Source organism: Promicromonospora sukumoe, from assembly GCF_014137995.1.
Classification (GTDB): domain Bacteria; phylum Actinomycetota; class Actinomycetes; order Actinomycetales; family Cellulomonadaceae; genus Promicromonospora; species Promicromonospora sukumoe.
The window spans coordinates 26,378-39,169 of sequence record NZ_JACGWV010000004.1 but is presented as its reverse complement, the minus strand read 5'-3'; the positions used below and the strand labels follow the sequence as shown (position 1 = coordinate 39,169).

11 protein-coding genes are annotated in these 12,792 nt (G+C 73.3%); 4 read left to right on the top strand and 7 right to left on the bottom strand.

Annotation, left to right across the window (positions count from 1 at the left end):
* The first annotated feature begins 96 nt into the window (after positions 1-96).
* Positions 97-936 carry an ion transporter gene (locus tag FHX71_RS28600; RefSeq protein WP_182620911.1) on the top strand — a complete coding sequence of 280 codons (840 nt, stop codon included), beginning with the start codon at positions 97-99 and terminating at the stop codon, positions 934-936.
* Positions 937-939: 3 nt separating this feature from the next.
* Here the strand turns inward: FHX71_RS28600 and FHX71_RS28595 are convergent, their stop codons facing one another.
* Positions 940-2,943 carry a class I tRNA ligase family protein gene (locus FHX71_RS28595; RefSeq protein ID WP_182620910.1) on the bottom strand — a complete coding sequence of 668 codons (2,004 nt, stop codon included), beginning with the start codon at positions 2,941-2,943 and terminating at the stop codon, positions 940-942.
* 503 nt (positions 2,944-3,446) lie between these two features.
* On the opposite strand from FHX71_RS28595, the gene FHX71_RS28590 reads away from it, so the two are divergent.
* The 3 genes from FHX71_RS28590 (at position 3,447) to FHX71_RS28580 (ending at position 7,005) form a co-directional block, all read left to right on the top strand.
* Positions 3,447-3,668, top strand: a complete 222-nt coding sequence (locus FHX71_RS28590; RefSeq protein ID WP_182620909.1) for a hypothetical protein — start codon at positions 3,447-3,449, stop codon at positions 3,666-3,668.
* A gap of 162 nt (positions 3,669-3,830) precedes the next feature.
* Positions 3,831-5,312 carry an RNA polymerase sigma factor gene (locus FHX71_RS29625; RefSeq protein ID WP_182620908.1) on the top strand — a complete coding sequence of 494 codons (1,482 nt, stop codon included), beginning with the start codon at positions 3,831-3,833 and terminating at the stop codon, positions 5,310-5,312.
* Between the two features lie 199 nt (positions 5,313-5,511).
* Entirely contained in the window at positions 5,512-7,005 is a 1,494-nt protein-coding gene (locus FHX71_RS28580) for a zf-HC2 domain-containing protein (RefSeq protein WP_182620907.1), read from the top strand.
* 4 nt (positions 7,006-7,009) lie between these two features.
* Here FHX71_RS28580 and rlmC read toward each other — a convergent pair whose 3' ends face one another.
* From rlmC to FHX71_RS28550, 6 genes are all read right to left on the bottom strand, one after another.
* The gene (gene rlmC, locus FHX71_RS28575; protein ID WP_182620906.1) at positions 7,010-8,197 is read right to left on the bottom strand and encodes a 23S rRNA (uracil(747)-C(5))-methyltransferase RlmC; all 1,188 of its coding nucleotides are present in this window, start codon (positions 8,195-8,197) and stop codon (positions 7,010-7,012) included.
* Positions 8,198-8,288: 91 nt separating this feature from the next.
* Complete coding sequence (locus FHX71_RS28920) at positions 8,289-9,656, bottom strand: M15 family metallopeptidase (protein ID WP_220490653.1); 1,368 nt, start codon at positions 9,654-9,656, stop codon at positions 8,289-8,291.
* A 33-nt stretch (positions 9,657-9,689) separates the two neighbouring features.
* Positions 9,690-10,310, bottom strand: a complete 621-nt coding sequence (locus FHX71_RS28565; RefSeq protein ID WP_182620905.1) for a DinB family protein — start codon at positions 10,308-10,310, stop codon at positions 9,690-9,692.
* Positions 10,311-10,339: 29 nt separating this feature from the next.
* Positions 10,340-11,050, bottom strand: a complete 711-nt coding sequence (locus tag FHX71_RS28560) for a DUF2306 domain-containing protein (RefSeq protein WP_182620904.1) — start codon at positions 11,048-11,050, stop codon at positions 10,340-10,342.
* Positions 11,037-11,816, bottom strand: coding sequence for an ABC transporter permease (locus FHX71_RS28555; RefSeq protein ID WP_182620903.1), 780 nt, complete (start codon positions 11,814-11,816; stop codon positions 11,037-11,039). The genes FHX71_RS28560 and FHX71_RS28555 overlap by 14 nt, the downstream gene beginning before the upstream one ends.
* On the bottom strand, positions 11,813-12,781 hold the full coding sequence (locus tag FHX71_RS28550) for an ATP-binding cassette domain-containing protein (protein ID WP_182620902.1): 969 nt from the start codon (positions 12,779-12,781) through the stop codon (positions 11,813-11,815). The genes FHX71_RS28555 and FHX71_RS28550 overlap by 4 nt, the downstream gene beginning before the upstream one ends.
* Positions 12,782-12,792 lie beyond the last annotated feature (11 nt).

Genomic DNA, 12,792 nt, shown 5'->3' with positions numbered 1-12,792 from the left:
CAGGGCGCACCGCAGCGCTAGAGTTCGGCCGGGCACGGGGCCCGAGGCACTGCCGGAGCACGGGCTCCGGGCACGGGAACGTTGAGGAGAGACCGGATGAACCAGGACATCGGCACGCAGGCGGTACCGCGGACCGGACGGGAACGGCTCCGGGCGTTCCTCGACCAGAAGTGGGTCACCAACCTGGTGCTGGGGGTGATCCTGGCGAACGCCCTGGTCCTCGGCGCCGAGACGATGGTGACGGGCGCGGCCCTCGACGTCCTGATCGCGATCGACCACACCATGCTCGGCTTCTTCGTGCTCGAGCTGGTGCTGCGGATGGTCGCCTACGGCCGGAAGTTCTTCCGCGACCCGTGGAACGTGTTCGACCTGCTCGTCGTCGGCGTCGCGGTGCTCCCCGCGAGCGAGTCCCTGTCCGCGCTGCGTGCCCTGCGGGTACTGCGGGTCCTGCGGGTGATCACCGTGGTGCCGTCGCTGCGGCGCGTGGTCGACGGCCTGCTGCGGGCCGTGCCGGGGATGGGCGCCGTGGGAGCCCTGCTGGTCCTGGTCATGTACGTGTCGGCGGTCATCGCGACCGGCCTGTTCGGCGCGTCGTCCCCCGAGTACTTCGGCAGCCTGTGGATCTCCCTGTTCACGCTCTTCCAGGCCATGACGGGCGAGGCCTGGCCCGACATCGCGCGCTCGGTGATGGAGACCCACCCCGCCGCGTGGATCTTCTTCGTGCTCTACATCCTGGTCGTGAGCTTCGCGGTGCTGAACCTGTTCATCGCCGTCATCGTCAACGGCATGGAGGAGATCGCGGAGGAGGAGCGCCACGACGACGAGCAGAAGGACGAGCGGCTCGACACCCTGGCCGCGCAGAACCGCGAGATCCTCGCCGAGCTCCGCTCCCTGCGGGCGAAGCTCGACGAGGACGACGACGGCGCGGTCGCCTGACCGTCAGGCCCGGTCCAGCACCACGTTGACCAGGTGCGGCGGGCGGACGACGACCCGCCGCACCGCCCGGTCGCCCACCGCGCGAGTCACCGCCGGCCGCGCCAGGGCCGCCCGCTCCAGGTCGGCCGGCGCGACGTCCGCCAGGACCACGATCCGGTCCCGCAGCCGGCCGTCCACCTGGACCACGGCCTCGACCTCGGAGGTCACCAGGTACGCCGGGTCCACGTCGGGCCACGGCTGGGCCGCGACCGGCGTCGTACGCCCCAGGCGCTCCCACAGGTCCTGGGCGGTGGACGGGGCGAACAGGCTGAGCAGCACCGCGACCGCGGCGACGGCCTCGCGGTAGGCCTCTAGGCCGCCGTCGGACGAGACGCCGTCGTCCGCGTCACCGTCGGACGGCGCCGCGCGCCGCACCACACCCACCAGCTCCATCAGCCGCGCGATCGCGACGTTGAACCGGCCGGCCTCGACCAGGCCGTCGACGTCGTGCACGGTGCGGTGCACCACCCGCCGCAGGGCGTCGGACTCCGCCGTTGGCCCGTCCGCCGGTCCGTCCGCCGGTCCGTCCGCCGGTCGAGCGTGTCGAGACCCTGGTCTCGACACGCTCGACCCGCGGAAGGCGCTCGACCCACGGGACGTCAGCCGCAGCACGCGGGCCAGGAACTTGCGCATCGCCTCCGGCGAGACGTCCGCCCAGTCGACGTCGTCCTCCGGCGGCCCCGCGAACAGCATCGCCAGCCGGACGGCGTCCACGCCGTGGCGGTCCAGCTCGGCGGCCAGGTCCACGCCGTTCCCCAGCGACTTGCTCATCGCGCGGCCGTGGTTGACCACCTGCCCCTGGTTCAGCAGGCGGGCGTACGGCTCGGGCGACGGGACCAGGCCCATGTCGTACAGCACCTTGGTCACGAACCGCGCGTACAGCAGGTGCATCGTCGCGTGCTCGACCCCGCCGACGTACAGGGCGGCGGGCATCCAGCGGGCGGCGTCCTCGGGACGGAACGGGCCGTCCTCGTACCCGGGCGACAGGTAGCGCAGGAAGTACCAGGACGAGTCCACGAACGTGTCCATCGTGTCCGTGTCGCGCTCGGCCGGGCCGCCGCAGCGCGGGCAGGTGGTCTCCACCCAGTCCCGGGCGGCGGCCAGGGGCGAGACGTCGCCGGGCGCCAGCCGGTCCCCCTCCAGGTGCGGCAGCTCGACGGGCAGCTCGTCGTCGGGCACCAGCACCTCGCCGCACGCCGGGCAGTGCACCACCGGGACGGGGGCGCCCCAGTAGCGCTGCCGCGAGACCAGCCAGTCGTGCAGGCGGTAGGTGGTCCCGCCGTTCGGGTCCTCGGAGCGGCCGATCCAGTTGCGCTGCATCGTCAGCACGTGCGCGGGCCAGCCCGGTTCCAGCAGGGCCATGTCGTCCAGCAGGCGGTCGGCGTAGGCGGTGGTCCGGAAGAACCACTGCGTCAGGCTGCGCCCGACGACGGCGGTCCCGCAGCGCTCGCACGCGCCGTCGACCACCTGCTCGTTCGCCAGCACCGTCCGGTCCTGCGGGCACCAGTTCACCTCCGCCTCGGCCCGGTAGGCCAGGCCCCGCTCGTGCAACCGGGCGAACAGCCACTGCGTCCATCGGTAGTACGCCGGCTCGTGGGTGTGCAGCCGTCGCGACCAGTCGAACGAGACGCCGTAGCGCCGGATCGACGCCGCCTGGGTCGCGATGTTCGCCTCGGTGAACACCGCCGGGTGCTCGCCCCGGCGGATCGCGGCGTTCTCCGCGGGCAGGCCGAACGAGTCCCAGCCGACCGGGTTCAGCACGTCGAAGCCCTTGGCGCGCCAATATCTGGCTTGGACGTCGGTGATCGCGAAGACCTCCGCGTGGCCCATGTGCAGGTCGCCCGAGGGGTAGGGGAACATCGTCAGCAGGTAGCGGCGGGGCCGGGCGCCGTCGTCGGCCGCCTCGAACGGGCCGGGCTCTGTGTTGCCGCCGCCGGTGGGTCCTGGGGTGGGGTGCTGCTCGCTCATCGCTCTCGCTCTCCGGTACGTCGATCGGGTCCGGGCACGAAAAAGCCCCTCGCAAGGAGGGGCGGCCGCACCGGTCGTGCCCGATCGAGGGCGAATCCGGTGCGGCTAGGTAAGCAGCGAGCGTGCGGTGCGCATGCGGCCACGGTACGCGGGCCGGCCGGCCGGGTAAAGGACGGGAGCCCGTGGCTCGGCGTGCCCCCAGCGCACTCCGAACCACGGCTCCCGTCCGACGTGTCGTAGCTCGGCCCGCCCCCAGCGAGGTCCGAACTCCGTCCGCGTCACAGGTAGGACGCGGTCCCGACCCGGATGTCACAGCACTTTTCGATGTATTCACATGTGGCCCGGCTCCCAGGCCTACCGGATGAAAACGCATCTCGCGCGCTGAACGCTGCCCTGGGCACTCATTTTCACCCTCACACCGCCCCGAACCGGACGCCACGGAACAATCAGAAGAAATTTCCAGAAGTGCTGTGACATCCGCGCGGCTCGCGCGTCTGGGCTGCATGGAACACACCGAGCACCCCGAACTCGTTCGCCTGGGCGCCCAGTACCTGCGCGCGTACGCGGAGGGCGACGCCGTCAACCTGTACCGGCTCGCGGACGCCTGGGGAGCGAGCGACCTGATCGCCGCCACGTGCGAGGTCGCGCTCGCGATCATCCACGCGACGTCCGGACCGCAGGGCCTCGACGCCGTATCGACCACGTTCTCGACGACCCGGAGGTGAGCACAGATGGACCCCACCAGACCGCCCGTGCCGGCCGCGCCCCCCAGCGGTGCCGCCACGCCGGACGATCACGCCGGAAAGTTGCACAAACAAGGATCTGTGGTGCGATCATTGCCGAGCATGTCGAAACCGGACAGTATGCGCAGAGGGGAGCAGGTTCGCGTGACGACCACAGGTGACCTGCGGATCGACGACTGGGTGGTGCACCGGCCGAACGTGGTGCGCTCCGTCGCGGCCCGCGTGCCCGGTATCGACGCCGAGGAGGCCACCAGCCGAGCCCTGGAGAAGATGGTCCGCATCGTCTCCACCGGCGGCACCATCGACGACCCCGCCCCCTACTGGCGCAGGGCCGCCGTCAACGAGGCCATCTCGATGACCCGTGAGGCGGGCCGCGCCCGACCCGTCGAGGACGACACCCTCGACGGACTCACGCCTCCCGTGCAGGGCGCCGAGCTCGACGCCGAACGCGAGGCGGACGTCAGCATGCTCCGCTCGGCGCTGTCCGACCTGGCCGACGACGACCGCAAGATCCTGCTCGACCGCCACGTCCACGACATGGCGGTCACCGACATCGCGGGCGACCTCGGGGTACGCCCGCACGCGGTGACGATGCGGCTGCGGCGGGCCGAGGAGCGCCTCGCCGGCGCGTTCGCCGCCGCCCACGCCCAGGCCGTCAACGAGCCCGAGTGCCGCACCACCCGTGCCGCCATGCACGACTACCTCAAGGGCCGCCTCCTGCCGCGCAGGCAGCGGCGCCTGGAGGTCCACATGGACGGCTGCACCGAGTGCACCCGCGCGTTCATCGACGTCCGCGAGGTGTCCTGGATGCTCCGCGACCTGGGACAGCACCTCATCGCCGGCGGGCTGCTCAGCACCGGCGCCGCTGCCGGGGCTGCGGGCGCGGCGGGCGCTGCCAAGCCGCGCTCGTTCGGCAAGAAGGAGACCGCCGTCGCCGCGGGCGTGCTGGCCGCGCTCGCCATCGGCAGCGGGGCCGCGGCCCTGATCGTGAACCAGCTCGGCGACCCGCCGATCCAGGCCGTCGAGGATGCCGCCGGTGACGGTTCCGGGGCAGGCGGCGGAGCCGGGTCCGGCGGGTCCGGCGCGGGTGGCGGGGGCGGCGACGCCGGTGGTTCGCCGTCCACGTCGGAGGATCCGTCGACGGACGAGAAGCCGCCGTCGATCCCGCCCGCCGACCCGCAGCCGCGTCCCGCCACCACGCCGAAGGAGGACGGGACGACCACGCCCGCCGACGCGGCGCCCGTGGTGGCCGAGCCGGCGCCCGCTCCGGACACCGAGGCCCCCAGCGGCTCCGGCGGTTCCGGCGGGGGCTCCGGCCCGGACTCCGGCTCCGGGTCGAACCCGGGCGGTGGCTCGGGCACGCCGGAGGAACCGGAGCAGCCTCAGCAGCCCGAGGAACCGCCGACCGATCCCGAGCCGCCGGTGGAACCGCCGGAGGTCCCGGAGGAGCCCCCGGCGACGACACCGGGTGTCGGGACCGCGCTGAGCGAGCTGCTCGCCAGCCTCGGGCTCGAGGGCCTGCCCGGGATCGATCTCGCGACGACCACCCTGGACGAGATCTGGCAGCTGCTCTTCGGCACGTTCTCGACCGTGCCCGACGAGACAGATCCGGCGACCGGGGACTGATGGTCGCGCGGGCCTCCCACGAGGCCCGTGTCCGCTCACTGCTGTGCGTCCGCACAGGTCATCTGGGCGCTAGCCCAAGATCGTCCCGCCATCACACGGGTCCCTTCCATGCGCATACATTCTTTGCGAGCATGCACGCCCGGGGGCACGCGCGACGAGGTACCACCAGGTGCCGCGTCGTGTGCAGGAGGGGGGCCGCGTGACCGTCACGAGCGCCGACCTGAGCCGGTGGGCGGCACACCGGCGCGCCGTCGTCTTCACGGTGTCCCGGCGGGTCCCCGGTGTGGACCCGGAGCTGGCCGCGAGCTGCGGTCTCGAGCTGCTCTGCGTCGAGCTGCTCAAGGAGAGCGACGTCGTGGACCCCCTCGCCTTCTGGAGCAGCGCCTCCATCGAGGTGGCGCGGCGGATGGCCCAGCAGCAGGAGGAGGCCGCCGACAGCCCCGCCGACGGCGTCGTCGGGCCCGGGCCGCTCCGGCACGCCCTCGACCTCGAGGTGCTGAACCTGGCCATGGAACGGCTGCCCGCGGGTGAGCAGCAGCTCCTCTGGGACCACCACGTCGGGTCCCGCCCCGTGGCCGCGATCGCCGACGAGATCGGCGTGCTCCCCTACGCCGCCAAACGGCGCCTGCGCCGCGCCGAGAACCGGCTCGCGAGCACCTTCGCCGAGACGCACGCCGGCACCACCGCCGACCTGCCGTGCCGGACCACCCGGGCGGCCCTGCACGACTTCGTCCGGAACCGCCTGCTGCCCCGCCGTCGGCAGGAGGTCGAGGACCACATGGTCGGGTGCGCCGGCTGCACGCGGGCATACGTCGACGTCCGCGAGTCCTACTGGATGCTGCGCGCCGCCGCACCGGTCCTGCTGCTCGGCACCGCGGCGGCCCCGGGCACGACGGCGGCCGCGGCGGGGGCCGCGGGGACGGGTACCGCCGGGAGCGGGCTCGCCGCGACGGGTGCGGCCGCCACGGGCGCGGTCGCCACCGCGGCGGGTGGCGCGGGCGGAGCGGGAGCCGGCGGCTGGTTCACGACCGTCGGAGCCCGGGCTGCCCTGACCGCCCGGAGCGTGCTGACCGACCCGATGAGCCTGACCGCGACGGTCGCGGGCGGCCTGTTCGTCACCACGGCCGTCACGACCGGGGTGGTGGGCGGCGTCGACGCCGCGCCGCCGTTCCCCGAGACCGGGACGGTCGCGGTCTCCGCCGCGGACGAGACCCGGCACGCCGTCCGGCAGGCCGCCCAGGTCTCCCCGCTGCCGGACCCGGCGGACGTCCCGCGGCTCACCGACGTGAGCCCGGCGCGGCTCACCCCGCCGGGTCTCGCGAAGAAGGACGGGGTACCGCCCGGCCTCGCGAAGAAGGACGGGGTACCGCCGGGCCTCGCCAAGAAGGACGGTGTCCCGCCCAGCCTGGCGAAAAAGGACGGGGTACCGCCCGGGCAGGCGAAGAAGGCGGTCCCTCCAGGGCAGGCCAAGAAGAACGGGACACCTCCCGGCCAGGACAAGAAGGCGACTCCGCCGGGGCAGGCGAAGAAGGACGGGACCCCACCGGGCCACGCCAGGAAGGACAAGGTCCCGCCCGGTCAGGCCACGAAGGCCGCCCCGCTGGGGCAGACCGCCCAGCCCGCCCAGCCGAACAAGGCCGCCCAGCCCGGCCACGCGACGAAGGACGGCGTCCCGCCGGGCAGGTCGAAGTAGGGCGTCAGGGCAGGTCAGGTGCCGCGCGCTCCAGGAGCACCAGCACCTCGTAGTGCGAGGTCTGCGGGAACATGTCGAGCAGCCGCGCCCGCACCGGCCGGAGCGAGGGCATCGCGGCGAGGTCCTTCGCGAGGGTCGTCGCGTTGCAGCTCGAGTACAGGACGTGCTCGATCCCCGAGCCCTCCAGCCAATCCGCCAGGTCGGGGCCGATGCCTCGCCGGGGCGGGTTCACGATCACCATCTCCGGCAGCCCGGGCCTCTGCGGCCCGACGGCGAACGCCGTCGCGTCCCCCGCCGCGAAAGTGACGTCGCGGAACCGCTCGCCGCCGTCGCCGTCGCGCAGCCGCTCCACGGTGCCCGACGCCGCCACGACCGCCTCGGCGCTGATCTCGATGCCGGTGACGGCGCGCCCGGGCGCCGCGCAGTGCAGGGCGAAGCCGCCGACGCCGCAGTAAAGGTCCCAGAGGCTGCCCGGGTCCACCTCGTCGACCCAGGCCCGCGCCTGGCGGTACAGCTCGGTCGCCACCGCGGTGTTGGTCTGGAAGAAGCTCTGCGGGCGCAGGTCCAGCGTGATGTCGTCGATCCGCATGGGGAGGGTGGTGCGCTCGGTGAGCGGGATCTCCAGGTCGCCCTCGAGCACCGCGGCGTGCGCGGGCTGGATGTTCGCCGACGCCACCGCGAGGGCGGGGAGCTCCGACCGGAGCGAGCCCAGGTGCTTGCGGATGCGGGCGATCGCCTCCTGGGAGCGCAGCACGAACCGCACCATGAGCTCGCCGTCGGGCGACAGCGTGACCAGGAGGTACTTGAGCTCGCCGCGCTGCTGGGCACGCTTGCCCGTGCCCGAGACCTGGTACGGCTCCAGGTTCGCCCGCGTCACGAACGCGGCCAGCGGCCCGAACGACGCCTGGAGCGCGTCGGGGTAGAGCCCGCAGTCCGTCAGGTCGACGCCGTGCCCGCCCCGGTCGAGGATGCCCAGCACCGGCTCGGCCACGGTCCCGCTGACGACCATCTTGGCCTTGTTCCGGAAGCCGGACTCGACGCTGCTGACCGCCGGGAGCCAGGTGGGCGCGGCGGCGACGGGGTCGAGAAGGGCGGCGACGTGCCGCTCCTTGTCGAGCACCTGGGTGGGGTAGTCGATCTCCAGGAGGGTGCAGGAACGGCAGCGGTCGGCGTCGTAGTGGGGGCACTGCACCGACCCATTATCCAGCCCCGCGCGACCGCCGGGATCAGCGGCGGCCGCGCGGCAGGGCACCCGGCCGGGTCGGCCCGGCCGGGCGGCCGGGTCAGCCCGTGTACTCGAAGTGCCAGGGCTCCTCGCGCCCGCCGCCGGCCCGCGCCCAGTCCGGGTGCTCCCAGCCGAACTTCGGCCCGTTGGCCGCGAGCCACTCGAACTCGGGCTGGCCGAACCGGAAGCCGTCGTCCACAGGTACGTCCACAGCGGCGGCCCAGCCGTGGTTCGAGGTGCCGGGCGCGGCGACCTGCCCGGCGCCGAACTCGTCCATCGCCTGGAGCTGCCAGTCGTACGGGCGGTAGCCGTACTCGACCCGCAGCGGCTTGCCGAGCTCGGCCTCGAACGCGGCGCCGAGCCGCTTCCAGTCCTCGGCGGCGTCGCACCGCAGGTACTGGTTCTGCCCCTCGGGCCCGACCCCCACCTTGCACAGGTCCTTCTGCGCCAGCCGCCCGTTGCTGCCGTCCGCCGCCGTGGCACGCACGGCCCACGCGGCGCCCTCGATCGCCACGCGCGCGGCCTCCCGCTCCTCCGCGAGCCCCTGGACGGCCGTCAGGTCGTTCGCGTCGGCTCGTGCCGCGAGCGCCGCCTCGCCCTCCGTGCGGTCCGTCATGAGGGCCTTGCGCTCCGCTGTGGGAGCCTTCAGCCCGGCGGCCCAGTCGAGGGTGTACTTGGAGTCGCGCACGGAGATCTTGAGCTGGGCGGTGACGGACGACAGGGTGGCCTGTGCCTCGGTGAGCTGTGCGGCGGCGTCGGCCTCCTGGTCGCCCGCGGCGTCGGCCTCGGCCTGGGCGTCCTCGCGCTGCTGCTGCCACTGCCGGAAGGAGTCCTGGACGTCCGCGGTCGCCGCGGTGAGGGTCGTCGAGGCGGTCTGCATCGTCATCGACCACTCGGTGGCCTGGGCCTCCAGCGCGTCCAGGTCCTCGGCGGCCTCGAGGCCGGCGGCCCCGGCCTCGGGGATCGACGGTGGCACCGTGTCGCCGAGCTCCTTGGCTGCGGCGACGTGCCCGGCGAGCTCGGCGCGCAGCGCGCCGTCGAGCACCTTGCCCTTGGAGGCGGCGAGGGCGTTCTCGGCGGCCTCGATCTGGGCGGCGAGCCCGTCCTGGGCGGCGCGTCCCTCGTCGACGGCCTGGACGACGTCGGCGCGTGCTTCGTTGAGCTGTTCCAGCTCGCGCTCGTTCCCGGTGTGCACGAGAGCGAACACGATGCTGCCGGTCAGCGCCGCGGCGGCGGCGATGAGGAAGACGAACAGCGGTCGCATGGAGCCGCCGTCGGGCCGTCTGCCGGGCCCGAGCGGCGGGATGTCCGTTCTACCGGACGCCACCTCCGGGGTCGACGCGGACCGGGCGGGCTTCGGTGCTTCCGCGAGAGCGGGTGCGGGCGAGGGCCCGGAGGATGTGGACGGCTCCACGTTGATGGGCATGGCCCGCAGTTTGGCGAATCTCGGGCGTCGGCGCTAGTTGCCTGCCTGCTCAGCGAGGTTCTTGAGCTTGTCGAAGTAGGCGACCGCCTCGCCGTCCTGCCAGTCCGGGATGTTGGTGTTGCCGGCGTAGAGGCCGACGGACCGGTCGGTGAGCTCGCGCAGGATGTCCGCGTGGCCGGCGTGCCGGGCGGTCTCGTCAGTGACGTGCACGATGATCCGGAACAGCGTGACCTCGCCGGTGCGCCACCAGGGCACGCGCCCGACCGTGTCCAGGGGGAGCGTGTCGATGGTCTCGTCGCAGAACGCCCAGGCGCGCCGGTAGAGGTCCACGACGGAGGCGACCGACTCGTCCTCGGTCGCGTACCAGTCGGCCTGCGGGTCCTGCTCCCAGTCCTGGTCGGAGACGAGCTCCGCCGGGTCGGGCCACTGGCGGCCGAAGACCGGCCCGAGGTAGCCGATCTCGACGTTGGCGCAGTGCTTCACGATGCCCAGGAGGTTGTTGCCGGAGGGCACCAGGGGCCAGCGCGCCTGCTTCTCCGTGAGGCCCTCGAGCTTCCACACGAGGGCCTCACGGGTCTCCTGGAGGTACTTCTTCAGGATCTGCTTCTGCTCGAGCTCCGCGACGCCCGCGGTCCCGCCGGTGGTCTGTGACATGGGGACAGTGTGTCCTCAGCCACCGACATTCATCGAGTTCTTTGCACCCGGGCCCGCCGTCCCGGCTTCCGGTGGAGCCACCACTCGGCGAAGAGGAGGTTCGCGATCCAGGACACCCACGCCGAGGCGATGGCCGCGCCCTCGATCTCGGGCGCGCCGAACCCGACGGACGGGTCGGTGAGCGCCTCGGGCACGTAGATCGCGATGAGCACGGGCGCCCAGAACCGGTTGGCCACGATCGAGAAGGCCAGCGCGGTGCTGCGGACCATCCACTCGCGGTGGTCGGCGAACCTGCGCTGCCGCACGGCCCGGTAGCCGAGCAGCGTGAACGTCAGGAGCAGGACGGCGAGCAGCGTGTTGGCCACCTGCTGCGCCACGCCGGCGCTCGGGAACTGTGCGGTGACCAGCGCACCGGTGCCGGACACGAGCGCCGAGACGACGTAGACGCGGCCGCTCCACCGGTGCACGCGCGGGTGGTGGGCGCGCAGCCACGGCCAGAGCTGGAGCACGCCCGCGGTCAGCATCACCGAGCCCGCGAAGATGTGGGTCACCAGGGCCGGGTAGAACGCCGGCCCGCGGTCCGTCGGGACCAGGGACTGCGTCGGGTCCAGGCCCACGTACCGGGGCAGGGCCGTCACCAGGAACACGCCGGTGATCACGGCGAGGGGCGCGATCCAGGGGCGGCGCCACCAGCGGACGGCCTCCTGCCGCCCGGCCCCCTGCCGCTCAGCGCCGGGCACGGAAGGCCAGCCCTGCGGCGACGGCGAAGACCAGCCCGAGACCCACGCACCAGGTGACCGCGAGCGCGGCGGCGCCGGCGGGGTCGGCGACCCCGGCGACGGTACCCGCCGTGTCCCCGGCGAGCAGCCCGCGGACCGTCTCGATCACGGGCGTCACGGGCTGGTGCTCCGCGAACCCGCGCAGCCAGCCCGGGAGTGTGTCGACGGGCACGAACGCGCTCGACACGTACGGCAGGAACATCACGAAGAATGAGAAGCCGCCGGCGGCGTCGGGCGACCGGACCAGCACGCCCACGAACGTGGCGAGCCAGGTGATCCATCCGACGAAGAGCAGGATCATGCCTACCGCCGCGAGCCATTCGAGGGGCGTGGCCTGGGGCCGGAACCCCAGCAGGATCGAGACGCCGAAGACGATCGCGGTGGTCGCCAGGTTCTTCACCAGGCTGGCGACCACGTGCCCGGACAGCACGGTCCAGGAGCTCACGGGCATCGACCGGAGCCGGTCGACCATGCCCCCGGACATGTCGCGTTCCACCGCCATCGCCGTGTTCGCGGCGCCGAAGCCGGCCGCCAGCAGGATCACGCCCGGGGTCACGTAGTTGATGTAGTCCGTGCCGGTGTCCAGCGCCCCGCCGAACACGAGCACGAACATCAGCAGGATGATGACCGGCAGCACCACCGCGGTGATCATCGCGTCCGCGTCGCGCGACATGAGCCGCAGGCCGCGGGTGGTCATCGTCGAGACGTCGCTCAGGACGTGCGTCATGCCGCCACCTCCGTCGTGCGGGCCGGGCTGCCCTGGCCGGCGTGGCCGGTCAGGGTGAGGAAGACGTCGTCGAGTCTCGGCGCCCGCACCTCCCAGTGCTCGGGCGCCACGCCGGAGTCCTCGACCACCGACAGCACGGAGCGCACGTGCGCGACCGAGCCGTCGGTGGGCACGCGCACGCGCGCGCCGTCGACCGTGGCGGCCGCGAGCGCCGGTGCGATCCGGCCGGCGTCGGCCGGGGTGGGGAACGTGAGCTCGACGCCCGCCTCGCCCACCTGGCGCTTGAGCTGCGCGGGCGTGCCCTCGGCGACGATGCGGCCGCCGTCCACCAGCGCGACGCGCTGCGCGAGCCGGTCGGCCTCCTCCAGGTACTGGGTGGTCAGGAGCACACTGGTGCCGTCGGCGACCACGCCGCGGACGACGTCCCACAGCGCCTGCCGCGACCGGGGGTCGAGCCCGGTGGTGGGTTCGTCGAGGAACATGACGCGGGGCCGGGTGAGCAGGCCTGCCGCGAGGTCGAGCCGGCGCCGCATGCCGCCCGACCAGGTGCCGACGTGCCGGTGGGCGGCGTCGGCCAGGTCGAACGCGGTGAGCAGCTCGGCCACGCGGTCGCGCACGACCCGGCGCGGCAGGTGGGCGAGCCGGCCCATCATCGTGAGGTTCTCGGCGCCCGACAGCTTGTCGTCGACGGCGACCTGCTGCCCCGTGAGGCTGATGATCTCGCGCACCCGCCGCGCGTCGCGGACGACATCGAGCCCGCCGACGGTCGCGCGTCCGGCGTCGGGCCGCAGCAGGGTGGACAGGATGCGGACAGTGGTGGTCTTGCCCGCCCCGTTGGGGCCGAGGAGCGCGAGGACCGCCCCTTCCTGGAGCTCGAGGTCGAGCCCGTCCAGCACGGGCGGGCTCGTCGAGCCTCGCCTCCCGAAGGACTTGCCCAGCCCCTCGGCCGTGACGATCGCTGCCATGGTTCCTTCTT

What these genes read in the sequence shown, in the direction of transcription:
- FHX71_RS28600 (WP_182620911.1), top strand. Translation starts at nt 97, where the DNA reads ATGAACCAGGACATCGGCACGCAGGCGGTACCGCGGACCGGACGGGAA.
- FHX71_RS28595 (WP_182620910.1), bottom strand. Translation starts at nt 2,943, where the DNA reads ATGAGCGAGCAGCACCCCACCCCAGGACCCACCGGCGGCGGCAACACA.
- FHX71_RS28590 (WP_182620909.1), top strand. Translation starts at nt 3,447, where the DNA reads ATGGAACACACCGAGCACCCCGAACTCGTTCGCCTGGGCGCCCAGTAC.
- FHX71_RS28920 (WP_220490653.1), bottom strand. Translation starts at nt 9,656, where the DNA reads ATGCCCATCAACGTGGAGCCGTCCACATCCTCCGGGCCCTCGCCCGCA.
- FHX71_RS28565 (WP_182620905.1), bottom strand. Translation starts at nt 10,310, where the DNA reads ATGTCACAGACCACCGGCGGGACCGCGGGCGTCGCGGAGCTCGAGCAG.
- FHX71_RS28555 (WP_182620903.1), bottom strand. Translation starts at nt 11,816, where the DNA reads ATGACGCACGTCCTGAGCGACGTCTCGACGATGACCACCCGCGGCCTG.
- FHX71_RS28550 (WP_182620902.1), bottom strand. Translation starts at nt 12,781, where the DNA reads ATGGCAGCGATCGTCACGGCCGAGGGGCTGGGCAAGTCCTTCGGGAGG.